The 23,225-nt window shown below is 44.1% G+C and carries 18 protein-coding genes and 1 pseudogene; 14 read left to right on the top strand and 5 right to left on the bottom strand.

Annotated elements, in window-relative coordinates:
• Positions 1-309 precede the first annotated feature (309 nt).
• Positions 310-978 (top strand): CDP-alcohol phosphatidyltransferase family protein, encoded by a 669-nt coding sequence (locus tag ABWT76_RS20000; protein ID WP_054465269.1) that lies wholly within the window; start codon positions 310-312, stop codon positions 976-978.
• A 253-nt stretch (positions 979-1,231) separates the two neighbouring features.
• Here ABWT76_RS20000 and ABWT76_RS20005 read toward each other — a convergent pair whose 3' ends face one another.
• On the bottom strand, positions 1,232-2,953 hold the full coding sequence (locus ABWT76_RS20005) for a hypothetical protein (protein WP_054465268.1): 1,722 nt from the start codon (positions 2,951-2,953) through the stop codon (positions 1,232-1,234).
• A 51-nt stretch (positions 2,954-3,004) separates the two neighbouring features.
• Between ABWT76_RS20005 and ABWT76_RS20010 the strand changes: the two genes are divergently transcribed.
• The 3 genes from ABWT76_RS20010 (at position 3,005) to glmU (ending at position 6,707) form a co-directional block, all read left to right on the top strand.
• Complete coding sequence (locus ABWT76_RS20010) at positions 3,005-3,925, top strand: tRNA (5-methylaminomethyl-2-thiouridine)(34)-methyltransferase MnmD (RefSeq protein WP_054465267.1); 921 nt, start codon at positions 3,005-3,007, stop codon at positions 3,923-3,925.
• A gap of 200 nt (positions 3,926-4,125) precedes the next feature.
• Complete coding sequence (locus tag ABWT76_RS20015; protein ID WP_054465266.1) at positions 4,126-5,118, top strand: two-component system response regulator; 993 nt, start codon at positions 4,126-4,128, stop codon at positions 5,116-5,118.
• Positions 5,119-5,282: 164 nt separating this feature from the next.
• On the top strand, positions 5,283-6,707 hold the full coding sequence (gene glmU / locus ABWT76_RS20020) for a bifunctional UDP-N-acetylglucosamine diphosphorylase/glucosamine-1-phosphate N-acetyltransferase GlmU (protein ID WP_054465265.1): 1,425 nt from the start codon (positions 5,283-5,285) through the stop codon (positions 6,705-6,707).
• Between the two features lie 438 nt (positions 6,708-7,145).
• Here glmU and ABWT76_RS20025 read toward each other — a convergent pair whose 3' ends face one another.
• On the bottom strand, positions 7,146-8,093 hold the full coding sequence (locus ABWT76_RS20025) for an isoaspartyl peptidase/L-asparaginase (protein ID WP_054465263.1): 948 nt from the start codon (positions 8,091-8,093) through the stop codon (positions 7,146-7,148).
• Between the two features lie 92 nt (positions 8,094-8,185).
• Positions 8,186-8,365, bottom strand: coding sequence for a DUF2256 domain-containing protein (locus tag ABWT76_RS20030; RefSeq protein ID WP_072160690.1), 180 nt, complete (start codon positions 8,363-8,365; stop codon positions 8,186-8,188).
• 527 nt (positions 8,366-8,892) lie between these two features.
• Between ABWT76_RS20030 and ABWT76_RS20040 the strand changes: the two are divergent.
• Positions 8,893-9,325 (top strand): annotated as a pseudogene (locus ABWT76_RS20040) (transposase); the annotation flags it as partial.
• A 323-nt stretch (positions 9,326-9,648) separates the two neighbouring features.
• Here ABWT76_RS20040 and rpiA read toward each other — a convergent pair.
• Positions 9,649-10,359 (bottom strand): ribose-5-phosphate isomerase RpiA, encoded by a 711-nt coding sequence (rpiA, locus tag ABWT76_RS20045; protein ID WP_054465262.1) that lies wholly within the window; start codon positions 10,357-10,359, stop codon positions 9,649-9,651.
• Positions 10,360-10,518: 159 nt separating this feature from the next.
• Positions 10,519-11,232 (bottom strand): class I SAM-dependent methyltransferase, encoded by a 714-nt coding sequence (locus ABWT76_RS20050; RefSeq protein WP_354634853.1) that lies wholly within the window; start codon positions 11,230-11,232, stop codon positions 10,519-10,521.
• A 66-nt stretch (positions 11,233-11,298) separates the two neighbouring features.
• Between ABWT76_RS20050 and ABWT76_RS20055 the strand changes: the two genes are divergently transcribed.
• The 9 genes from ABWT76_RS20055 (at position 11,299) to ABWT76_RS20095 (ending at position 23,034) form a co-directional block, all read left to right on the top strand.
• Positions 11,299-12,552, top strand: a complete 1,254-nt coding sequence (locus tag ABWT76_RS20055; RefSeq protein WP_354634854.1) for a glycosyltransferase family 4 protein — start codon at positions 11,299-11,301, stop codon at positions 12,550-12,552.
• A gap of 198 nt (positions 12,553-12,750) precedes the next feature.
• Positions 12,751-14,436 (top strand): glycosyltransferase family 4 protein, encoded by a 1,686-nt coding sequence (locus ABWT76_RS20060; protein WP_354634855.1) that lies wholly within the window; start codon positions 12,751-12,753, stop codon positions 14,434-14,436.
• Complete coding sequence (locus tag ABWT76_RS20065) at positions 14,433-15,263, top strand: substrate-binding domain-containing protein (protein WP_054465259.1); 831 nt, start codon at positions 14,433-14,435, stop codon at positions 15,261-15,263. Before ABWT76_RS20060 ends, ABWT76_RS20065 begins: the two co-directional genes overlap by 4 nt.
• 41 nt (positions 15,264-15,304) lie before the next feature.
• On the top strand, positions 15,305-17,392 hold the full coding sequence (locus tag ABWT76_RS20070; RefSeq protein WP_354634856.1) for an ATP-binding protein: 2,088 nt from the start codon (positions 15,305-15,307) through the stop codon (positions 17,390-17,392).
• A 418-nt stretch (positions 17,393-17,810) separates the two neighbouring features.
• On the top strand, positions 17,811-18,998 hold the full coding sequence (locus ABWT76_RS20075; RefSeq protein ID WP_190877289.1) for an ABC transporter substrate-binding protein: 1,188 nt from the start codon (positions 17,811-17,813) through the stop codon (positions 18,996-18,998).
• 432 nt (positions 18,999-19,430) lie between these two features.
• Positions 19,431-20,381 carry a branched-chain amino acid ABC transporter permease gene (locus tag ABWT76_RS20080; protein ID WP_054465257.1) on the top strand — a complete coding sequence of 317 codons (951 nt, stop codon included), beginning with the start codon at positions 19,431-19,433 and terminating at the stop codon, positions 20,379-20,381.
• Positions 20,382-20,490: 109 nt separating this feature from the next.
• Positions 20,491-21,438, top strand: a complete 948-nt coding sequence (locus tag ABWT76_RS20085; protein WP_190877291.1) for a branched-chain amino acid ABC transporter permease — start codon at positions 20,491-20,493, stop codon at positions 21,436-21,438.
• Positions 21,435-22,265: an ABC transporter ATP-binding protein gene (locus ABWT76_RS20090; RefSeq protein WP_054465255.1), complete on the top strand. Its 831-nt coding sequence runs from the start codon at positions 21,435-21,437 to the stop codon at positions 22,263-22,265. The genes ABWT76_RS20085 and ABWT76_RS20090 overlap by 4 nt, the downstream gene beginning before the upstream one ends.
• Before the next feature lie 16 nt (positions 22,266-22,281).
• Positions 22,282-23,034, top strand: a complete 753-nt coding sequence (locus ABWT76_RS20095; RefSeq protein WP_354634857.1) for an ABC transporter ATP-binding protein — start codon at positions 22,282-22,284, stop codon at positions 23,032-23,034.
• Positions 23,035-23,225 lie beyond the last annotated feature (191 nt).

Below are 23,225 nucleotides of genomic sequence, written 5' to 3' on the forward strand. Positions count from 1 at the left end.
TATTATTCTATTTCCAATCATAAACCTTAGAAACATATTTCCATGATAAAGGTTTTTGTCAAAATCCCCGATCGCGTAAATCAACGCAATTAAATCGATAATTTCGTTGATTTATTCTATAAAAATCGGTTAATTTACAAGTGTCATGCAAATTTAATAACTTTTGGGCAAAATTGTCAAGTTTTTGTTACAAAAGCATCATCATTGAGCCAATGAGGTTGCCCAATTTCTGTAGTGCTTGTACATCTCTGAAGCTAATTGATCGTTAAGCTAGATATCTGTAATTTGCCAAAAACCAAAAACTCTGACATGGATATAAAATCTCACCAAAGAATAAATCAAACTCTCTTGACCCCATTAGAAAAGCCGGTCTTGCAAATTTTAGCCGCTCAAATGCCCCGTTGGGTGACACCTGATGTCCTCACCGCTGTGGGCATTTTGGGAGCAATGGTGATTTTTATCAGTTATTGCTTGACCAACATCGATCGCAATTTTTTGTGGTTAGTTGACCTCGGTTTTGCGATCAATTGGTTTGGGGATAGTTTAGATGGAACTTTAGCCCGGTATAGAAAAATTGAGCGCCCCAAGTATGGTTTTTTTCTCGATCATACGGTGGATGCGTTTAATGAGTTTATCATCGTCATGGGATTGGGATTATCCCCTTATGTCAGCTTTGCGATCGCCTGTTTAGGATTAATTGGTTACTTACTGCTTTCCGTACTGGTTTACGTTCGCACCGCAGTAGATGGGGTTTTTCAAATTTCTTATGGTCAACTTGGGCCGACGGAAGTGAGAGTTATTTTTATTTTGCTGAATACCATCATGTATTTTATGGTATTCCCGAAAATTACCCTGCCCTTCGGTGTCCTATCGGTTTATGATGTGATCTTCGCAATTTTAGCGGCGATCTTAATTCTGATTTTCATCGGATCTAGTGTCAAATCTGGCATTGAATTATCCAACGTGGATCAAAAATAGGAGCAGAGGAGCTTCAGGAGCAGAGGGGATGAGGGGATGAGGGGATGAGGAGCAGAGGGGAGAGTGAATAGTGAATAGTGAATAGTGAATAGTGAATAGTGAATAGTGATAATTCTTTTGTACGGGCTTTTCACTTTCCCCCGCACCCCCGCACCCCACACCCTACACCCTACACCCTACACCGATGGCGGCCCTACACCCTACACCCTACACCCTACGCCGATGGCGGCCTCACACCCCGTTCCCTGAAACCTCAAGAATTTAATCTTTCTTCTAATTCCCTTAAGATTCTTTGTTTTTCTGAATTTCCCATCATAAAATTACCCATTAGTCCACCTAAACCCCTCTGATTAAGTCGGGTTGGGGCTATCTGGTTGGCGATCGGTAATTGGGGGTAAATCATGCCATCTAATAGGGTCATAATTTGATCGTAAATTTCTGAGGGAGGTAAAGTTTTATGCCCAGATGCGGGCGTTTCCGGTGGCGTAATGCCGAGGTAAATTTTGGCTTGAGTTTCCATTTCTGAAACCGCAGCGATCGCCCAAAATACCGCTGCCCGAATCAAGCCTATCCCCATCTTAGGAAATGCCGGTTCTCCCAGCAGTCCTAACTTTCCTTCCGCCACCGAATTTCCCGAAAACGTACTCGCTCTTTGCAAGGGTTTTACGGGTTTATTTAGATCATGGTCATCATTAAGATTGGCCGCATTTTCCTGGACAAACTTCACGGCTTTTTGGTACTTCTGAAAAGCCGTTAAAAAGTCGGGAATCTCAAAGTCATCATCGGCTTCATGGAAGCGATCGCCAGCTAATTTGTAAATCACTTTGCTGGCCAGGGGAATATCCGCAGCCCCAACCAAAGCATCTAACAAACTTAAAATTTCTGGATCATCCACCGCCTCACCATCTCGGATCTGGTGGTAAACTCCCAGATATTTTTTCTGCTCTTTTTCTGATACTGTACTCAGAATCTCCGGTTCGAGCCAAGCATCTAGAGCTAAAGCCGATGAGGTAGCAGCGGCTATCAAATACTGATGGATTAATTCTGGAAATAAATAGGAATTGAGAACGATCGCATTTAGCTGATGTAAAGCGGTAAAATTCACCACGGCTTCTCCAGCCCGAATAAACTGATAGGTCGATTTAATCAAGCGTTTTTTAGCTTCGGTGAGATAAGCTACCGCTAACGCTTCCTCCAAACATTCCTCAATTGCCCTAAGCCTGGAATTTTGGCTACCAATAATATATCGATCGCGAATTTCCCTAGGTAAATTAGCGGATAACACAATAAAGTCTAATAGGTCTAAAGCCGGTAAATTTTTCACCGCTTGTCCAGCATTAAGTACCCCATAGGCTTCTGAACATTGGCTTTTACTCAGACTTTCAATCGGAGCATGAGCCACTTGCTGATTAATTTGACGATAAATATTGAGTCCTTCATGGAAGAGGGTATGAAACACCACAAAAGCGTCATTGTCCTGAATGCCACATTTCTTCAAACGCCGTTTACAAGCATTTTCTAAACCCGGGGAAATCTTAATGTCATAACTTTTTCCCGACTTTAAAGTGACATTTTGGGAACCGCCTTTTTCAGCAATTTCATAACCGATAAAAACATGATAGACTTCTTCAGGAAGTTCTGATGATCCCGTTGATTTGCCGGAATTAACTTGGGAAATCCAGTTTTGGGTGCTTTGAGTGGCCGAATTAGAAACCTTTTGGGCTTTCTGGGTAATCGCTTGACCCGCTTGAGAGGCTTGTTTAGCGATTCCGCGCAGCGGATCGCTAACGCGAATCGCCTCACTCAAATTATGCGCCGCATCAGAAGCTTGATTTTGCAGTTGATCCTTAACATCAGCGGCTTTTTTACTGATGGCTTGACCCGCTTGGGATGCTTGCTTGGCGATCGCCTCTTTCATGCCCTGGGTCATTTCATTAGCAGCTTGCCAAAAAGATGATGGCTGTTTTTTACTCATGCCACAACATTAATTTTTTCTTTAATTTCGTCGGAGATATTACTTCCTAGTATGACCCAAAGCGATCGCTTTAAACCACAACCCACAGCAGATGGTTCTTTTACCTTCTTTTCCCCGGAGTTTGGCGAAACCTTTCATAGTCACTTTGGGGCAAAGGAAGAAGCCCAGCGTAAATTTGTGGAACCCACCCAGTTATTCCGCAAAGCCCAACAACCCAACCTAAAAATCCTGGATATTTGTTATGGCCTTGGTTACAACACAGCCGCAGCCTTAGCAACCATTAGGCAAAGAAATCCTGATTGTGTGGTGGAATGGGTGGGACTGGAGTTAGACCCCCACGTTCCCCAATGCGCGATCGCGGAAAATCTTTTAAATAGCTGGCCACCGGCAATTGTGCAAATCCTAACTGAATTAGGGAACCATCACCAATTAGATCAACCCAATCTTAGCGCTCAACTGCTGATCGGCGATGCCCGTCAAACGATTCAACAAATCTTAAAGCGGGGATTTGCAGCGGACGCGATTTTTCTCGACCCCTTCTCTCCCCCCAGTTGCCCGCAGTTATGGACAGTCGAATTTTTCCGGTTAGTGGCACAATGTTTAAATTCCAGGGGATATCTTGCCACTTATTCTTGTTCAGCCGCCGTAAGAACTGCTTTAATAGAAGTAGGACTAACAATTGGCTCCACCCCTCCGGTAGGTCGGCGATCGCCCGGTACAATTGCTTGGTGGCCTGATACCAGTGACTCTGATTTTCTCTTATTAGATGAAACCGGGAAATCCGTAGATATTCGTTTGTCTCAACAAGAGCAAGAACATCTACAAACTCGTGCAGCTATTCCCTATCGCGATCCTACCCTCTCTGACTCCGCTGAGTCAATCTTAAATCGCCGAGTTCTGGAGCAGAAAAATTCTGCTCTACCACCTACTTCTCAATGGAAAAAGCGATGGTGGACTAACATATCTATTTGAATGTTTACCACAGAAACGCAGAGAAACACAAAAAATACCCAGATATAACGCTAATATCTTACTTAAGCTAAAAATAGATGCGTTATTACCATTAATTCAAGTAGACAAAAGCGTAACTACCTTCTTGTTACGGCCAACAAACTGACAACAAGTGGTGCGCTATAAAAGATTGTATCATATTTACGAAAAGGTGCTTCAAAGTGAACTTTCTTGAGACAGAACGATCTAAAATTCTAGTGGTAGACGATCATCCAGCCAGCCGGATGACCGCAATGGCTTTATTGTCTGTGGAAGGCTATGAAATTCTAGAAGCAGACAGTGGCCCTGCCGCCTTGGCACAGGTCAAAGAAACCAATCCAGATTTAATTTTACTGGATGTAATGATGCCGGGAATGGACGGATTTGAGGTCTGTCGCCACTTAAAACAAAGCGAAGGAACTCGGTTAATTCCGATTGTATTTGTCACCGCCCTCAATGACCGGCGATCGCGCATCCGAGGGATCGAAGCGGGAGGAGACGATTTTCTCACCAAACCCTTTGACCATTTAGAACTTTCTGCCAGAGTCAAATCCCTAATTCGACAGAAACGGCTAAACGAAGACCTCGACCATGCGGAGAAAGTCCTATTTTCCATTGCCAAAACCGTAGAAAGCCGCGATCCGAATACCGGCGACCATTGCGAAAGGCTGGTAGAACGAGGGCAAGAATTTGGGGAATATCTGGGTTTGCCCCGCAACCAAATTCGGGATTTAATGTGGGGCGGTTATCTCCACGATATTGGCAAAGTGGGGATTCCTGATTCAGTGCTGCTGAAAACAGGTCGCCTCACAGAGGAAGAATGGGTGATTATGCGACAGCACGTGATTATTGGGGAAAAAATTTGTAAACCTCTGCGAACAATGCGAGGGGTGATTCCCATTATTCGCCACCACCATGAACGCTGGGATGGAAGTGGTTATCCCGATGGTTTAATCGGTGATGAAATTCCCTATTTAGCTCAAGTCTTTCAAATTATTGATATTTACGATGCCTTAACCAGTGAACGACCGTATAAAAAAGCGTTCTCTCCCCAAACCGCTTTGGAAATTATGCAGGAGGAAACCGATAAAGGTTGGCGAAATCCTAAACTGATGCAACAGTTCAGAGATTTTATGTTCCAAGTGAGTGCAGAAATTCACTCCTTAGCGAGTTAAATAGTTGTTTGTTGTTTGTTGTTTGTTGTTTCTCCTCTTCAAATAATAACCAATAACTAATAAACAATAAATAATAACAAACAACAAACAACAAATAACGAATAACAATCAATGGTAAAATCTCCTGATGTAGAGATCCCCAAAAAAATAAAAGAAAAAAAAGCATGGTAGCAGTAGCAATTTTAGCGGCTGGACGAGGGACACGCATGAAGTCTGATCTGCCCAAAGTTTTACATCAGTTGGGAGGGCGATCGCTCATAGAAAGAGTGTTAGAAGTAGGGGCGCAATGCTTGCGCCCGCAAGCATTATCCCCCAAGCCCTCGGACATTGAGCCATCCCATTGTTTTGTCATAGTGGGATATAAAGGAGAATTGGTTCAAGCGGTTTGTGAAGCGAGATTTTCCCGGCAGCAGCAGTCGGGACAACTACCTCCCTTAACATTTGTGCAACAAACCGAGCAACTCGGGACAGGTCATGCCATCCAGCAACTACTTCCCCACTTGCAAGGATTTGAGGGAGATTTACTGGTTTTGAATGGGGACGTGCCGTTGTTGCAACCAGAAACCATTAAAATGCTGCTGGAAACTCACACTACCCATAAAAATGCGGCCACGCTGTTGACCGCACAGTTGCCAGACCCCAAAGGATATGGCCGGGTATTTTGCGATCGCGATAATTTCCTGCAACAAATCGTTGAAGACCGAGACTGCACCCCGGAACAAAAGCAAAATCGCCGGATTAATGCGGGGGTTTATTGCTTTAATTGGCCTGCTTTGGCCAAGGTTTTGCCAGATTTAAAGGCGAACAATGACCAGCAAGAATATTATTTAACCGATGCGGTGAATTTTCTGGCTCCAGTGATGGCGGTAGATGTGGCCGATTATCAGGAAATTTTGGGGATTAATGACCGCAAACAGTTGGCGAACGCTTACAGCATTTTACAAGAACGCCTCAAAGATCGTTGGATGCGAGCCGGTGTCACCCTGGTCGATCCGAACAGTATCACCATTGATGATACGGTGCAATTCGATCGCGATGTAATTATTGAACCTCAAACCCACCTCCGGGGTCATACGGTGATTCGTTCTGGGGCGAGGATCGGGCCTGGGAGTCTCATTGAAAATAGTGAAATTGGTGAAAATGTCCGGGTTTTGTATTCGGTCATCACCGATAGCCAAGTAGCTGCGGACAGCATTGTTGGACCTTATGCCCATTTGCGGGGTAAGGCGAAAATTGGTCAAGGTTGCCGGGTCGGTAATTTTGTGGAGATTAAAAAGAGTACCGTGGGCGATCGCACCAATGTAGCCCATCTTTCTTACCTGGGAGATGCCACCTTGGGCGAACGAGTGAATATCGGTGCGGGAACCATTACTGCCAACTATGACGGGGTGAATAAACATCAAACCATTATCGGTGACGGCAGTAAAACCGGGGCAAATAGCGTGCTGGTGGCCCCTGTCACCCTGGGAGAAAATGTCACCGTAGCCGCAGGATCGACCATTACCAAAGATGTGGAGGATAACGCTTTGGCGATCGCTCGCTCCCGTCAAGCATCGATCGCGAATTGGCAACCCTTAAAAAAAGATTAGTTGGTTGTTGATTGTTGGTTGTTGATTGTTGGTTGTTGGTTGTTGGGTAGGGAAAGTGAAAAGTGATGCATTGAAAAGTCCTAGGGGCGAATGGCCATATAGCCTGACGGCATGGGCTTCGCAAGGACGCCCGTACAAAATAAGTATCACTATTCACTATTCACTATTCACTATTCACTCTCTCCTCTGCTCGATTGGCGGCTCGATTGGCGGCTCGATTGGCGGCTCGATTTGCGGCTCCCCCGCACCCCCGCTCCGGAGCGACCTCGGGGGGATCGCCCCTACAGCCGCACCCCTGCACCCCTGCACCACTGTTCTCTGTTCCCTGTTCCCTGTTCCCTGTTCCCTGTTGGTTGTTGATTGTTGGGTAGGGATTCTTTGACTGTAAGGACACGGGCTTTCGCCGTGTCCTTTTTTTTTGGTTATACTTTTTTGCTTTTAGGCCAAGAAAACCTGAGTATCTTTGCCCATTTCTAAACTATCTCCCATGCGCTGACCGTCGTGAAACGCGGCCAAAATCACCTCAGAAGTTTTCCCCCAGGCGATCGCCCCTGTCGCATCAATGCCAATAGCGCCTAAATCGCGCTGATGCTCGTGAGACTCTGCAAAAGACCGCTCAAAAGCTTGTTTCAGAGAAAACCCATCCGTTACCCGGATCACAATCTTAGCCGCCAAACACTCGTCAATAATATCTTCCCCAATGCCGGTACAACTCACCGCTGCATGAGGACTGGCATAATTTCCCGCAGGCATAGCCGAATCACTCACCCGACCAATCCGTTCAAATCCTTTACCCCCGGTGGAAGTTCCCGCAGCGAGACGACCTTGGTTATCTAAGGCAACCACGCCAATTGTCCCCCGACCGGCTTCGCTGGGTTTACTCTCTGCCACCACATTCGCCATTGTCCGCGAAAAATTATCTTTGCGTTCTTCGATCCATTCGCCCAAGCGTAAGTCCGTCAAGGGGTCATGGATGGGGATATTTAATTCTCGTAATAAATAGGCAGCGCCATGATCGGACAACACACGGTCGGGACTTGCTTGTAGAAACTGAGCCAAATCAATGGGATTTTTCAGCCGAGAGACATTAATCACCCCACTGAATTTTTGAGTTAGCCCATCCATTAATGAAGCGCTCATTCTAATTTGACCATCAGATTGGAGAACGGAACCAGTCCCGGCATTAAAACGGGGATCGTCTTCGAGCATCCGACAGCCGTGGACGACGGCCTCTTTTGCAGTGGCACCCTCTTCTAGCATCTGATAAACTTCACCGAGAACCTTGTAAAGAGACTGGCGCACCGCTGCTACGCCTCCCTTTCCTTGTAAAGAACTTCCTGCCCCACCGTGAATGATTAGCTTGGGTTGCACCTGACCAGTTGACATGGGTTAATCTTTTGAGGAATGTTTTAAATCTTGCGATAGCCCATTTTACCGTGTTCTCGGTGACATTCATTATTTTTTTGCCATCATTGCCATCATCTCGGTGGCGGTTCGTCCTTGAAAGATGATGCCTGAGAACGACGCCGCCGACACCGTTCAGAGCAATATTTCACCTCATCCCAACAATCCGCCCATTTTTTCCGCCAACTAAAAGGACGTTGACACACGACACAGATTTTTTCCGGTAAATCAGACTTAGATCGCGATCGGCTCATATTCATTATTAATGTTCTTATCAATTAAGGCTCTTACGGTAAATAGTTCTCCAGTGGATTAGGGGTCGATGGGAGAATCACTCCTCCCACCTCCCATTCAGAACCCCCTAAGTGCCACTTTCACGGCAATAGGCTCCTACCTATGTTGACGTTGGCGGTCATAGGTACGACTACCAGAGTGGTAATTCTTCCTCCTGATATCCTTGGGCGCTGCCGTCACATCTTGTCTTTAAGTCGTGACAGTGTGCGTACACAATTGCAGGTTTTTCTATTCATCGAACCCGCCTTTGCTTTTGGGAATGGTTTATGTGATCTACTTCTAGCAGGTCGCTGCTTGTGAAGTATTGTCCGCAATATGGACATTTACCATGCATGCTTTTTCAGCAGTTTTGCCACTCTTGTAGGGGTTTCTATATCATTTCCTCGCCTGGTACTCCAGTAAACAAAGTCTCCGTCGAATGGTGATTTGTCAGGTTGTATCAAGGTGTGTCGTTTGATTTCGACATCCCCTTGCTTCAAGAGGGGAAAGACCGATCGCTAATGTCAATTGGAAATTTAAGTGGTTATGGTTGTATGGTTTTGTTCGTCCTCTAACGGGAGAAACCTACTGGTGGATTCTTCCATTAGTGAACACTCAATTGTGCGGATTTTGCCCGGGAATTGGGTGTCGGTCGGGACAAACAGATTGTGTTAGCAGTAGATCAAGCCGGATGGCATCGGAGTCAGGATTTAGAAATTCCCGTGGGACTACATTTAATTTTTTTACCTCCTTATTCACCGGAATTACAACCGGCGGAAAGGTTATGACCCTGAGTCAATGAACCCATTGCTAACCAATCTTTTGAGAGTCTGGATGATTTAGAAGATGTCTTATTTGACCGTTGTCAAAGTTTATTAAAACAGCCCGATTTAATTCAAGGATTAACTGGTTTTCAGTGGTGGCTTGAAATGGGGGTTTAATTATAACTGATTAAACGGACATGATATAAGAGAAGCGATCGCCTCTTTCCCCCGGAAAAGAAACCGGGTTTTTTTTGGTGGAACTAACAGTTAACTGTGGCCGCAAAAAATCGAGTCCCGGTTTCTGTCTACTTGGTTTCTGTGCCAAGAAGAGATCGCTATTTTATTTGCTAGAAAGGCGATCGCATATTCCCCAAACATAATAAACCAGGTTTTTTCTGTGCTTTATCCAGAATTGCCGGGAAAAATAGTAAAAACCCGGTTTCTGGTTGCTGGAATCCCCCCAACCCACCTAAAAAAGGGGGCAGTCAAAAGACTAATTTTTACATTTCTCTGACTACGGGCTGGCCATCTTTGATTTCGCCAATTAAGACCACATCAGTAACATTCACAAATAGGCCATTTTCTAATACTCCGGGCAGGTTATTCAGGGTTTTTTCTAATTCAGCCGGGTTATCGATTTTGTCAAATTTTACGTCAATGACAAAGTTGCCTTGATCGGTGATCACGGGGCCTGCTTTTTTGATGCCCATCCGTAGTTCCGGTTTGCCCCCAAGTTTGGCGATCGCCCGCATGACCGGGGTCATTGCCATGGGCAGCACTTCCACGGGTAACAAAAATGTCGAACCCAGTTTATCCACCAGTTTGGAACTATCAACCACCACAATAAACTGATCGGCGAGGCTATCCACCACTTTTTCACGGGTATGGGCGGCACCACCCCCTTTAATTAAGTTCTTGTTTGGATCCACTTCATCGGCACCATCGATCGCCACATCAATATGATCCACTTCATCAAGAGTGGTTAAAGGAACGCCATATTTTTTCGCCAGCACTTCCGCTTGAAATGAGGTGGGAATCCCTTTAATATCAGTCAGTTCCCCGGACTGAATTCTTTCCCCAATATACTGAATCGCATAAGCAGTAGTCGAACCTGTTCCCAGTCCGACGATGGAACCAGATTTTACCCGATCCGCCGCTGCTTTGCCCACTTGTTGTTTCATTAATGTGACCGCATCTGTTGCTGTACTCATAGTAAATACTCCGATTAATCCGATTAAATTCTCATAACCTTGGGTATTATATGCCTTTAGGGTAAGTTAATTTAAATTTTTTTTACTCCGGGGTAAACCAAGGGTTACATATCCCTAAAGCGAGATTCATCTTGAGAAAAGGCAACATTTAATCAACATTTAATCAATGGCGGGATTAGATTTTCTGAAAATGACAAAACCCTGATAACCTGTATCGATTAAAATATGTTGATATATTTTTTGCTCGATTAATTCATCAATTACTTTTTTGACGGGAGAATTGTTTTGCTTCTGGGCATCATACCAGCCAAAATAATCATGTAAGATAAAATATCCACCAGGTCTTAGACATGGGGTATATTGAACTACATCCCTTTTACAGCCTTCATAGCTGTGGTCGCCGTCAATAAAGATTAAGTCCGCTTGTCCTTGAACGGTGACAGTCTGAGAGGGGCGATCGATAAATTCTACATATTGATTCAGTTGCGCTTCGTTAATTAAGTCTCTGGCTTCTTGAGTGGGAAATGGGTCAATAGAAAATAATTTTCTAGTTTGGGGTTTTTCTAATTTTTCATAGTTACTATCCGGTCGTTGTTTATGTTGGGCTGGTTCCTGCCAACCAATATCGATAAATTTTAAAGCACTGGCTAATGATAAGGTAGAAAATCCCTTGAATCGTCCGATTTCGATGATGGATGCGGCGCGAATACTTACCGCTAAGGAAAACAAGGTCATGCCTACCCCAAATTCAGATCCTCCCGCAACTAAGGAACGTCGCAGTAAGCCGAAAAATGAGCCAAAATAAGCATCGATCGCCTGATGATTTTGGGGTAAAAATTCTGTTTCAAAGATGGAGTGATTTAGAGGTGACATCGATTTACAATGAGAATTTAATGCACAAATCAGTATATAATAACCGGAAATGTAGATGTTTGACTGATGAAAATTGCTTTTGCTGACCCGATCGCCTGTGATTATACGATTGAAACTCCTTACCAACAACCTCTCGGCGGTTCTCAGTCTGCTTTGTGTTATTTGGCAGAAGAATTGGCAAGTCAAGGCCATGAGGTGTTTTTGCTGAATCATAGCAAGACCCCCAGGATCTCTCGTGGGGTACTCTGTTTGCCCCTGCCTTTGACGAATTTGGATCCGGAAAAACTTCAAGGGTTAGATGCTTTGGTGGTGTTGAATTTGGCTGGATATGGGGCAAAATTGCGCTCTCACCTTAGCGAACAGACTCAGTTAATTCTCTGGACGGGACATACTCACCATAATCGAGATATGCAGGCATTGCAAAATCCCGCAGAATTGGCAATGTATGATGGGTTTGCTTTTGTGAGTGAGTGGCAGCGCGATCGCTTTTGTGAGGAGTTTGCCATTGCCCCAGAAAAAACGGCGATTTTAAGAAATGCGATCGCCCCAGCGTTTACGGGATTATTTCCGCCAAATCCCGATATTTTATCCCATATTTTATCTCATATTTTATCTCAAAAAACTTGGCCGCCCATCTTGGCGTATACCAGTACCCCATTTCGGGGATTAGATTTATTATTGGAGATTTTTACCCGCATTCGCCAAGCCATCCCAGGCACTCGTCTCAAAGTATTTTCTAGTATGAAAGTTTATCATGTCAGTGATGCCGCTGACCAGGAAAATTATGGTGAACTTTATCGTCAATGTCAGGAAATAGAGGGAGTAGAATATATTGGGGCTATTCCCCAAAAAGATTTAGCCAAAGAGTTACAAAAAGTCACTGTTTTAGCCTATCCTAATACTTATTTAGAAACCTCTTGTATTGCGGTGATGGAAGCAATGGCTAGTGGTTGCTATATTGTCACCTCTGATTTGGGGGCATTGCCAGAAACTACCGCCGGATTTGCGCGGTTAATTCCGATTACTCCTGACCGCGAAAGGTATAAAATCCAATTTGCCAATGGGGTAATTTCAGCACTTCAGCAGCTTGATGAATCGCACCTTCGGGCAATGGTTAATTATATTAATCAGGGGTTTACTTGGTCGGTGCGATCTCATGAATGGGTGGATTGGTTGGAAGGTTTGAGGCAACAGGGAATAGGGAATAGGGAACAAGAAAGCAGAGGTGCAGATGTGCAGAGTTGCAGAGGTGCAGAGGAGAAAAATTCTCGATGGCGGCTTCTCCGCTCCTCTGCTCCCCTGCCCCCCTTTTTAAGCTAATCTTGTAGGGGTTTATATATAGCACTTCCAGGTTGGCAGGGACTCCCCGAAGTGGTCGCCCCGCACCCCCAGATGAACCTATCGAAATAACGATTTTTCCGAGCCGGCAAAAACCTCTACAAGATTAGCTTTTTAAGAGGGGGGATCCCCGTTCCCAGATTAAACATAATTGATAGAAAATTTCAAGCAGAAAGTAAAATGAAAATTGCCTTTTTAGATTTTTCTGATTGGGAATACCAAATAGATAGCCCTTATAAAATGCCTTTGGGAGGTTCCCAATCCGCTTTATGTTATTTAGCGGCAGCTTTAGCGAAATTAGGCCATGAAGTTTTTTTATTAAATGGGATTAGTAAGGAGACTAAATCCCTGGGAGTGAATTGTTTACCTTTTCAGCAAGTTTTTGCCCCTAATTCTGCTTATCAATCTGTCGTAAACTCCTGGGATGTGGTGATTGTTTTAAGTCACGCTGGTGCCGGAATTAAATTACGACAAATTTTAGCAAAACATACTCGGTTGGTGTTATGGACGCAACAGGTTCCCAGTCTGGGTGTGATGCAAGGATTGCAAGATAAAAATGAGCAAGCGGTCTATGATGGGATGGCGTTTGTGAGTAGTTGGCAGCGCGATCGCTTTTTTGAGGCTTTTGCCATTTCCCCAGAAAAAACCACGGTTTTAAGGAATGCGATCGCCCCAGCTTTTGCCCAACAATTTAACAGCGGCGATCGCATTGTTCAGCATAAGTTAGAACCGCCCATCTTGGCTTATACCAGTACCCCATTTCGCGGCTTAGACTTACTGTTAGATATTTTCCCAAAAATTCGCCAAGCTTATCCCGGTACTCGGTTAAAAGTGTTTTCCAGTAAAAAAGTTTATCAACTGCCGCAATCCGTGGATGAATCAGAATATGGTACTCTTTATAATCAATGTCGGCAAATGGCAGGAGTGGAGTATCTTGGTTCGATTTCTCAGCCGGAATTAGCCCAAGAATTGCGATCGGTTTCCGTGTTAGCTTATGCGAATACTTTTGAGGAAACTTCTTGTATTGCGGTGATGGAAGCAATGGCTAGTGGTTGCCATGTTGTCACCAGTGATTTAGCCGCTTTACCCGAAACCACTGCCGGATATGCTTCTTTGGTGTCCGTGGCCGATGTTCAGGGGTTTTCCGCCGTCCGGGATTGGCGATTTTCCCAGCGGCAAGACTGGAAGGCTTATGGTGAAAGGTTTGTGGCGGCAACTTTGGCGGTGTTGCGGAATTATCAGAGTCAGGAAGCCCATCTGCGTCAGATGGTGGACTATGTTAATCAGGCTTGTACTTGGGATGTCCGGGCCGAAGAGTGGGTGACTTGGTTGCAATCATTGGTGGCAGCGGATATGGCAACGGATAGGATAAATCGGTCTTTACCCCCTACACCCTACACTCTACACCCTACACCCCAAAAAGCGGAGGGGGTAACGGATGAGCTAAAGTTATGTCAGCAGGGTGAACAATTATTTCGTGAAGGAAAATTAAGCGAAGCTTTGGCGATTTGTCAGCAATTGATTCGGATGCAGCCTAATTTTGCACCAGGATATAAATTGTTGGGCAATGTATTGCAGGGGAACGGAAAAATTGAGGCGGCAATTCGGGCTTATGAATCAGCGATCGCGCTAAATCCTGATTTTGTTGAGGCATTAGCGAATTTAGGCACGATGTATTACCAAAATGGTCAGGGACAAGCGGCGATCACTTGTTATGAAAAAGCGATAAAATTACAACCAAAGTTAGCGGGACTTTACTGGAATTTAGCCAAATTATTGGCAGATCAAGGGCAAGGGCAAGCAGCGATCGCTTATCGGCAAAAAGCCTTAGAATTACAACCTTTTTTAGAGGATATTACGAGATGAAATTTGTTTGGATCAGTGGGTTGGTAGTGGGGGCAATGCTGGTCTTGACCAGTTGCACCCAAAGTGAACCTATAACAGGCGATCGGCAAACCATTAAAATTGGCGGTTCGTCAGAGGCTTATGAAGTGATGGAAATTTTGACGGAAGCTTATGCAGCAGAAAAGAAAACCATCGACTTTAAATTTCTTCAGTCAAGTCAAACCAGTGGTGGGGTTCAAGGGGTCAAAGATGGAGTGATTGATATTGGGTTAACCAGTCGAGAACTAACAGAGTCAGAAAAAGATTCTACGATTCAATACCGAGCGATCGCTCATAGTCCGATGCTATTGGCAACCCATGAAATTGTCTCTATTCAAAATTTGACCACGGAACAAATTAAAGGCATCTACAGTGGGCAGATTAATAACTGGCAAGAAGTCGGCGGACCTGATGCAGAAATTATCCTCTTGGATTTACCGGAAGATGAAGCAGACAAGCAGTTATTGCGGCAGCATTATTTAGGCGATATTACAATAGATTACCGGGCAATCGTTTTTTCAGAAGACGATCAAATTATTAAAGCTTTGTTAAGCACACCTTATAGCATCGGCACCGTGGCCAAAACCGAGGAATTTTCCCAAGGGTATATAAATATTTTAAGCATTGATAGCATTTCTGCATCTCCAGAAAATATTGCCCAGGGTAAATATGAGTTATTGTACACAATTGGCATGGTTTTCCCGGATCAGCCTAACCCAGTTACGCAAGATTTTATTAACTATATTTTCAGTGAAATAGGACAGAAAAAATTAGCCTCGTCTGGCTATGCAGTGATTCAGCAGCCATGACCTCAAAACAGCCGATAAAAATAGATGGAGAAATTCAAGTAATGTCACTAAAAAATTATCCAATTACAGGCAATCCCATCACCGTGTCATCCGATAAAGACCAGGATTCTGAACCCAATGGCGAGGCCAATAAGAATAATCATCGGCGGTTTTGGCTAAATCAGGTTTATTCGCAAATGTCAATCCGCCAGAAAATTAGCCTGCCTTTTATTGTGATGTTTTTAGCCACATGGTTTTTAGGATCGAGTGCTTTTGGCTATTACTTTTCACGAAGTTTAGAAGAAAAGAAAAGTGATGAAATAGAAGCTTTAGGTCAAATAATTTTTAGAGATTTTGAAAAAACCAAAAATCAATTAGAGATTCATGCTCGTTTAATATCAGAAAACCATCAAATAATTGAAGCAATAAAATCAGAAAACACGCCAGATTTGTTGCAGAATGTGTTACCGTTAAAAACCTCTTTGTCTTTAGATTTGATTAAGATTGTAGATCAAGACGGGAATAAGTTGATCGATTTACGGGTGCCACTGTTGACCCATGCGACTCTCTTCGATCAAATTGCGATTTCCCAGGCAATTCATGGAGTCAATTTATCAAGCATGATTGCCACAAAAAGCCCGGTGGTTTATGTTTTGGTGGGAACCGCACCGATTAAATCCCAGGAAGGGATCGTGGGTGGAGTTATTGTCGGCCATGCCATTAGTAATGATTTGTTAAAAGAGATTAGTGAAGGACTAGATAAAGATATTGTCGCGCTGCATCAGCAACAGCAAATCGCCTCTACGTTGCCCAATGGGAATCAGATTCAATGGCACAATGTGTTAAACGGTAAAAATCGCGATTCCCCCAAAATATTCCCTTCACGCCCAAAGACTCAAGAACTGTATATTAACCAGCAACCTTATATGGCCAAACCTATCGTAATACATGGATTGGCTAATACAAAATTAGAGTTATTATTACTGAGTCCGCTTCAGAGTTTGCGTCAGTCACAGCGACGGTTATGGATCGCCGTGGGAATTTTTTCTTTGCTGGGAGTGGCGATCGCCTCTACGATGGGTTACTTAATTGCTGGGGCAATTTCCCGACCGATTAAAAAAGTCACTGATGCCAGCACACAGTTAGCGGATGGCGATCTCACTATCCGAGTGCCGGTGATCTCTCGTGATGAATTAAGCCAACTAGCCCAAGGGTTTAATTTCATGGCGGAACAAATCCAACAACGCGATCGCGAACTCAAGCTAAAAATGCAAGAATTACAAGATACCTTGGAAAAACTTTCTGTCACCCAACTTCAACTGGTTCAAAGCGAAAAAATGGCGGGTTTGGGGCAAATAGTTGCGGGAATTGCTCACGAACTCAATAACCCCGTCACCTTTATTTATGGCAATGTGGAACACGCTTTCGATTATATTGAAGACCTGCTAAATTTGATTTCAGCCTATCAACAAGAATATCCCGAACCGACAGAAGCGCTGGCTGAAACCATTGAGGAGATTGACTTATATTTCTTGATTTCTGACCTGAAAAAAATCCTCCAATCGATGAAATATGGGGCGGAACGGATTAAAAGCATTATCTTAGACTTGCGTAATTTTTCCCGCTTAGATGAAGCGGATTTAAAGTCCGTGAATTTGCTAGAAGGATTAGAAAATACCTTAAAAATTCTCCAGTATCGCTTTAAGCCCCAAGCCAATCGTCCAGAAATTCAACTGGTTAAAGATTATCAGAATTTACCGCTGGTTGAGTGTTATGCTGCCAAAATGAATCAGGTATTTATGAATATCTTGAGTAATGCTATTGATGCTCTAGAAATGGTTGCCAATCCCATGATTAAAATTAAAACTAAGTTTGCTGAAAATCTTCAGCAAGTTCAAGTGGCAATTTATGATAATGGCTGTGGAATTACTGAAGAGATTATCTCCAAAATATTTGATCCTTTTTTTACGACAAAACCTGTGGGCAAAGGAACGGGAATGGGTTTGGCTGTGAGCTATCAAGTTATTGTAGATCAGCATGGGGGTTTGCTAGAATGTGTTTCTAAACCTGGTCAAGGATCTGAATTTTTGATTACCTTACCAATTCGCCATCAACAGGGGATTTCCGATCATATATCTGATAAAGTTTAATCGGGGAGCCAGGGAGCCCAGAAGCGAGGGAGCCGGGGAACCGGGGAGCCAAAGTCAGCAAATCCGTAAAAAAACTTCAGACACAGGCACTTGGAACCATTTTTCCAGCATACTTTAATGTAACCCACATTCCGCACTTCTTAACATTTAATGAATTATTTTTACTAATATATCGCTTGTAATCTTTATCCTGTAAGCATTCTAGTTATCAGGATTCATTGCCCATAATATGAATAATTGTAATAAATTTTCTCATAAAAATTAGCTATTGAGAAGTTTCATTATTAAGTATTCCTGTAATGGCAGTTTTTCGTAAAAACATCCTGAATAGAGTTAAGATATGTAACGATATATGAAGATGTGCGGAATGTGGGATGTAAGATAGCCATACACATACTTATATTTGCTCTGGCAGTTTATGAAAAAGCATACCGCTTGTACCTCAGCCTTATTTGGTACTCTCGCTCTCCTGCTGACAGCCTGCGCTCAAACTAACAACACTTCTACATCAAATACTATTCCCCTGGGCATTGCCTTGGCACAAACCAGCAACGTAGCTTTGATTGGTCAAGAAGGCATTCAAGGAGCCAAAATTGCTGAGAAATATTTTAATGACAAAGGCGGAATCAATGGGAAACCGATTAAATTAATTATTCAGGATACAGGAGGAGAGGAAGCGGGGGCGATCAATGCCTTTCAAACTTTAATTACTCAAAATAAAGTGGTTGGCATTGTTGGGCCAACTCTTTCCCAACAGGCTTTTAGCGCCGATCCGATCGCCGAACGAGCCAAAGTGCCTGTGGTTGCTGCCTCGAATACCGCCAAAGGCATTCCGGAAATTGGGGATTATATTGCCCGTGTTTCCGCACCCGTTTCGATCGTTGCCCCCAATTCACTGAAAGCAGCGCTGAAGATCAACCCCAATATCAAGAAAGTTGCGGTTTTATATGCCCAAAATGATGCTTTTAGCAAGTCAGAAAGCGAAATATTTCAGCAAGTTGTCAAAGATTTAAAACTTGATTTAGCCACGGTACAAAAGTTCCAAACCACAGACACAGACTTCCAATCCCAAGCCACGAATGTCATCAATCTTAAACCAGATTTAATTATTATTTCTGGCTTGACCACCGATGGCGGCAACTTGGTGCGGCAACTGCGAGAACTGGGTTATAAAGGACAGATTGTTGGCGGAAATGGATTTAACACCTCCAATATTTTTGCCGTATGCAAGGATCTTTGTAATGGCGTGATTGTCGCTCAAGCCTACAGTCCCGAACATCCGGGAGAAATTAACCAAACTTTTCGCACGACTTACCTAAATCAGTACAAAAAAGAACCGCCTCAGTTTAGTGCCCAAGCATTTACAGCCGTTCAGGTATTTGTAGAATCTCTCACCGCACTCGATCAAAAAAATCCCGTTAACCAAGTACCTTTAGAGCAACTACGGACAGAACTAAATAAACAAGTCCTAATTGGTAAGTACGATACTCCCATTGGGGAGATTTCTTTTACCCCAGTTGGCGATGTAGTTCAGCAGCAATTTTATGTATCACAACTCAAAGTAGAACCCGATGGAAGCAACGGTAAATTTGTGCCTCTGAAATAGTTAAGTAATAGTTAAGTTAATCAATATTAAAGTGCCAACAACTGTCGGGTTTTTGCTGCGGTTTTCCGATCAATAGAATACTGTATGGGCGAAGCTTATGTGCTAAAAATTTTGATTTTTACTCAGAATTTTACCATGTAACGGCGTGATATTTTCGGCCATAAATATGAGCGTTCAAGCAATAACTTATCTGCCGTAAAAATCGCGCCCTTACTGCCAAAATTATTCGCCCCTGCTGACTGCTGATAGCTGAAGATTGATTTCAGTCGGTTGCAAGATATTGCACCCCAAATCAAGCACACCCAATCACCCGACAGAGGTGAAAACCCCTGTGTAATAGCTTCCATTCGGTTAAAACCAAATGATTACCAGATTCTAGAGACGCGATTAGGAAGTTTTACAGCAAATTAAACCTTTGAAGCTTAAATATCAATGGACATCACCCTATTTTTTCAGCAATTTCTTAACGGTTTATCCATCGGCAGTGTATATGCCATCTTTGCCTTGGGCTACACCCTTATCTTCTCGATCTTGGGGATTATTAATTTTGCACATGGGGCAATTTTTACCCTCGGTGCCTATTTCACCTATGCGATTATGGGAAATGCCTTTGGCTTTAATGGATTGTTGGCCAATAGCCAATTGCCAATCAAATTACCCTTTCCTATTGCCTTAATTCTAGGGAGTATTCTGGCGGGTTTAGTCGGGGTTGGGATTGAGCGCCTTGCCTTCCGTCCGTTGCGGCGAAAAGGGGCTGATTCTTTACTGACGGTTGTTTCTAGCCTGGGTGTGGCCTTGGTCATCGTCAATTTGATTCAATATTTAGTCGGGGCAGAAAACTATACATTTCCCGGAAATACCTATGGAAATTTACCCGCAGCGATTAACTTTGGTACAGAGGAGCAACCGATTCCGATTCGCAGTGTTCAGGTGGTAATTTTTGGGGTTTCTGTGGTGATTTTATCCATTTTGACCTATTTTATTAATTACACGAAATATGGCAAGGCAATGCGGGCAGTTGCCGAAGATCCGATCGCGGCTAATTTATTAGGAATTAATACAGACGGCTTTATCGTTCTGACCTTTTTCATCAGTAGTTTCTTGGCTGGGGTCGCCGGAACTTTGGTGGGATCGAGTGTCAGCATTGCTGGCCCTTATTTTGGCATTGCCTTTGGATTAAAAGGTTTAGCGGTGATTGTACTCGGAGGGTTAGGCAGTATTCCGGGAGCAGTGTTGGGCGGTTTGGTGATTGGATTAGCGGAGGCGTTTGTGCCCGCAGATTACTCGGCTTATAAGGATGCAGTGGCTTTTGGCATTCTGTTTATTATGCTATTGGTTAGACCTCAAGGTTTATTGGGTCGGAGGTTGATCCAGAAAGTTTAAACCAGAAAGTTTAAACCAGAAAGTTTAAACCAGAAAGTTTAAACCAGAAAGTTTAAAATTTGCCCAGGCTTCTCTGAAGAAAATTTACACAATAGAATCAATAGAATCAATGGCTGATTTTTTCAACACTTACGGGCCGCTCATCGTCTCAATGGTACTAGGGGCATTGCTAGGGCTATCCCTGTATTTGCCACTGATGACCGGACAGCTATCTTTGGCTAGTCCTGGTTTTTATGCCTTGGGCGGATATATCGCGGCAATTTTATCTACTCAAGTTTTTCCCTCCAGTGATAGTTTGTTTCCGATTCATCTGCTGCTATTGGAAATGCTGATTGCCGCCTTTGTGTCTGGGTTATTGGGTCTTTTGGTGGGAATTCCCGCCCTGCGGCTAAGAGGAATCTATTTAGCGATCGCCACCATTGCCTTTGTGGAAATCCTGCGGGTTATTTCCCTCAACCTAGAAATCACCGGAGGGGCAGTCGGGATTTTTGCCATCCCCCAACCTTTTGCCACACCCATTGAGTATTTGTGGGTGGCGCTGCCTTTACTGCTGATTACTATGGTGATACTCTACCGCCTAGAGCGAATTCGCGTGGGACGAGCCTTCATCGCCATCCGGGAGGATGAACTGGCGGCGGGGGCAATGGGCATTAACCCAACTTACTATAAGGTATTAGCTTTTACCCTGGGTGCAATCTTGGCGGGAATTGTGGGTGCATTGAGTGGCCATTTTCTCAATACCTGGAACGCCCGTCAAGGTACATTTGATGCCAGTATTGTCTATTTGACTTCTGTGTTGATTGGGGGCAGCAGAACTTTTGTCGGGCCAGTGTTAGGCGGGATGGTATTTACCGCTTTACCAGAGATCCTGCGGGCGATCGCCGATACCCCAAACTTACCCCTCTGGTTAGCCCAATTCCTCCGCGATGGTCGCCTAATCTTTTTCGGATTACTGATTATTTTAGGAACCATCTTCTTTCCTCAAGGTCTGGTTACGCCAGACTTATTCAAGAGACGGCAGCACAGTCTAAAACACGAAATTAAACCAGACCCATGACCAGCGAAAACGTAGCCATCACGAAAACAGATCCACCCTTATCTAACAGTCACCCTTTTTTAGAAAGCAAGGGTCTGACCCGGAATTTTGGGGGGCTGGTAGCAGTGAATCAGGTATCTTTTACCGTCAATGCCAACGAAATTTTTGGTTTAATTGGCCCCAATGGGGCGGGAAAAACCACTTTATTTAATATGATTACGGGGCTGGTGCCGCCGTCTAGTGGACAGCTAATTTATCAAGGGGAAGAAATTACTCAGTTACGGGCTGATCAAATTGCCGCTAAAGGCATTGCCCGCACCTTCCAAAATATTCGTCTGTTTGGCGATCTATCTGCCTGGGAAAATGTGATGATTGGTCGGCATATTAAAAGTCGCCACACCTCTGAGGCAACGGCTCTTTTCAGGGGTTTATTCGGATTGCCGCCAACTCCTACTGACGAGAAAGAAACCAAACAGAAGGCTTTAGAATTACTGAATTTAGTGGGATTAGGCGATCGCGCCTTAGAAAAAGCCAAAAACTTTGCTTACGGCGATCAGCGTCGCCTAGAAATTGCCCGTGCCCTGGCCTTAGAACCGCAAATCCTCCTATTAGATGAACCCGCTGCGGGCATGAATCCCAACGAGAAGCATCAATTAAGTGAATTTATCCGAGACATTCGCCACCAGTTTAATTTAACGGTGATTTTGATTGAGCATCATGTCCCGTTGGTGATGGGGTTATGTCACCGAATTGCCGTTTTAGATTTTGGTCAATTGATTGCTCTAGGTGAACCCAGTGAAGTCAAAAATAATCCGGCTGTAATTGAAGCTTATTTGGGTGATGAATGAGGATTTAAAATCACAAATGAATATAGATCAAACCAGCAACTTAGCTCAACCAGAAAAACTAATCCCGCTCCTAGAAATTAACAACCTTTCTGTTAACTACGGCGGCATTCAAGCTTTGCAAAGTATCAATCTCACCGTTAACGTGGGTGAGGTGGTGACTTTAATTGGGGCTAATGGTGCAGGCAAAAGTACCACCTTACGGGCAATTTCTCGACTGGTCAATCCTCGCAGCGGTGAGATTATTTATCAGGGGCGAAATATTACCCGTCGTCCCCCCCATGAAGTGGTCAGACTCGGCATTGCCCATTCCCCTGAAGGACGGCGAGTGCTCGCCAGACAAACGGTGCTAGATAATTTGGAATTAGGCGCTTATATTCATTCTAATTCCGCAGAAATCAAGGCCGATATTTCTCGACAATTTGAAGTGTTTCCCCGGTTGGCCGAACGCCGCCATCAACTAGCAGGAACTCTCAGTGGTGGAGAACAGCAAATGTTGGCGATCGCACGTGCGGTAATGAGCCGACCGAAACTGTTACTATTGGATGAGCCTAGCCTGGGTCTTGCCCCCGCGATTGTGCGGGAAATTTTCTCGATTATCCAAAATCTGCGCGACCTCGGCGTTACGATTCTGATCGTTGAGCAAAACGCCCATTTAGCCCTGCAAATTTCTCATCGGGGATATGTGTTAGAAGCCGGTCGCATTACTCTGACGGGAAAAGCCTCAGATTTGTTGAATGATGACCGGGTAAGACAAGCCTATTTGGGTTAAAAATCCTCTTTTTTATGGCATCAGACAAAGGGTAAAACTATCAATGTGAAGCCGGACGGAAGGCAAATTGATGCATTTTGGCCGATCACGAAGCGTGCCGGATGGCATGACGCAAAGACCCGAATAAATAGGGCAAACCAGCAGAAATCGAGAAGTTCACATAACCAATTTTTGCTGGTTTGCATACGGCG

It is taken from the genome of Planktothricoides raciborskii GIHE-MW2, assembly GCF_040564635.1.
GTDB classification, from domain to species: domain Bacteria; phylum Cyanobacteriota; class Cyanobacteriia; order Cyanobacteriales; family Laspinemataceae; genus Planktothricoides; species Planktothricoides raciborskii.

What these genes read in the sequence shown, in the direction of transcription:
- ABWT76_RS20005 (WP_054465268.1), bottom strand. Translation starts at nt 2,953, where the DNA reads ATGAGTAAAAAACAGCCATCATCTTTTTGGCAAGCTGCTAATGAAATG.
- ABWT76_RS20025 (WP_054465263.1), bottom strand. Translation starts at nt 8,093, where the DNA reads ATGTCAACTGGTCAGGTGCAACCCAAGCTAATCATTCACGGTGGGGCA.
- rpiA (WP_054465262.1), bottom strand. Translation starts at nt 10,359, where the DNA reads ATGAGTACAGCAACAGATGCGGTCACATTAATGAAACAACAAGTGGGC.
- ABWT76_RS20080 (WP_054465257.1), top strand. Translation starts at nt 19,431, where the DNA reads ATGGACATCACCCTATTTTTTCAGCAATTTCTTAACGGTTTATCCATC.
- ABWT76_RS20000 (WP_054465269.1), top strand. Translation starts at nt 310, where the DNA reads ATGGATATAAAATCTCACCAAAGAATAAATCAAACTCTCTTGACCCCA.
- ABWT76_RS20010 (WP_054465267.1), top strand. Translation starts at nt 3,005, where the DNA reads ATGACCCAAAGCGATCGCTTTAAACCACAACCCACAGCAGATGGTTCT.
- ABWT76_RS20085 (WP_190877291.1), top strand. Translation starts at nt 20,491, where the DNA reads ATGGCTGATTTTTTCAACACTTACGGGCCGCTCATCGTCTCAATGGTA.
- ABWT76_RS20030 (WP_072160690.1), bottom strand. Translation starts at nt 8,365, where the DNA reads ATGAGCCGATCGCGATCTAAGTCTGATTTACCGGAAAAAATCTGTGTC.
- ABWT76_RS20065 (WP_054465259.1), top strand. Translation starts at nt 14,433, where the DNA reads ATGAAATTTGTTTGGATCAGTGGGTTGGTAGTGGGGGCAATGCTGGTC.
- ABWT76_RS20070 (WP_354634856.1), top strand. Translation starts at nt 15,305, where the DNA reads ATGTCACTAAAAAATTATCCAATTACAGGCAATCCCATCACCGTGTCA.
- ABWT76_RS20075 (WP_190877289.1), top strand. Translation starts at nt 17,811, where the DNA reads ATGAAAAAGCATACCGCTTGTACCTCAGCCTTATTTGGTACTCTCGCT.
- ABWT76_RS20055 (WP_354634854.1), top strand. Translation starts at nt 11,299, where the DNA reads ATGAAAATTGCTTTTGCTGACCCGATCGCCTGTGATTATACGATTGAA.
- ABWT76_RS20090 (WP_054465255.1), top strand. Translation starts at nt 21,435, where the DNA reads ATGACCAGCGAAAACGTAGCCATCACGAAAACAGATCCACCCTTATCT.
- ABWT76_RS20060 (WP_354634855.1), top strand. Translation starts at nt 12,751, where the DNA reads ATGAAAATTGCCTTTTTAGATTTTTCTGATTGGGAATACCAAATAGAT.
- ABWT76_RS20095 (WP_354634857.1), top strand. Translation starts at nt 22,282, where the DNA reads ATGAATATAGATCAAACCAGCAACTTAGCTCAACCAGAAAAACTAATC.
- glmU (WP_054465265.1), top strand. Translation starts at nt 5,283, where the DNA reads ATGGTAGCAGTAGCAATTTTAGCGGCTGGACGAGGGACACGCATGAAG.
- ABWT76_RS20050 (WP_354634853.1), bottom strand. Translation starts at nt 11,232, where the DNA reads ATGTCACCTCTAAATCACTCCATCTTTGAAACAGAATTTTTACCCCAA.